The organism is Streptomyces sp. STAM6 (assembly GCF_054963715.1).
In genome coordinates this window covers 1-513 of the sequence record NZ_JBUEFZ010000094.1, presented here as the reverse complement: position 1 = coordinate 513, position 513 = coordinate 1, and the positions used below count along the sequence as shown (strand labels likewise).

At 67.6% G+C, this 513-nt stretch carries 1 protein-coding gene; it reads right to left on the bottom strand.

Features of this window, described 5'->3' with window-relative positions; all coding sequences use genetic code 11:
- A partial coding sequence (locus ACY34K_RS33875; protein WP_462754115.1) for an IS701 family transposase occupies positions 1–441 on the bottom strand: 441 nt, incomplete at its 3' end.
- Positions 442–513 lie beyond the last annotated feature (72 nt).

The following is a 513-nucleotide window of genomic DNA, read 5'->3' as shown; positions in this document are numbered from 1 at the left end:
CAGCCGCCAGTCGACCGCAGCGGAGGCATGGTCGCCGGCCAGGTGCAGCGAGACCCCTGCCTGGCAGTTGGTGACCTTGCCTGCGGTGCCGGTGTACTGCCGCGTCACGCATGCCGAGGCATCGCCGTCTTTGAGGAACCCGGTGTCGTCGATGACCAGTGCGGTCGGCTTGATCGCCGCCTGCATCATCCACGCGAGCCGGGCCCGCACGTGGGCAGGGTCCCACGGGCTGGAGGTGATGAAGTGGGCCAGAGCCTGCCGGTTTCCTTCCTCCCCGAGCCGGGCGGCCATCGGCTCGACCGACTTGCGTCCGCCGTCCGTCAGCAGCCCACGCAGGTAGACCGACCCCCACCGACGCTGATCCGCCCGCGCGAACGGCTCGAACACCTCCGCCGCGAAATCCTCCAGATCACACCGGACCGCAACCAATTCCTCAGCCATCACACCCGATCAACGACCCTGCCAGCCATCCGGACACGCCACCAAAGACTGAACCTGACCAAGCCCTACTAG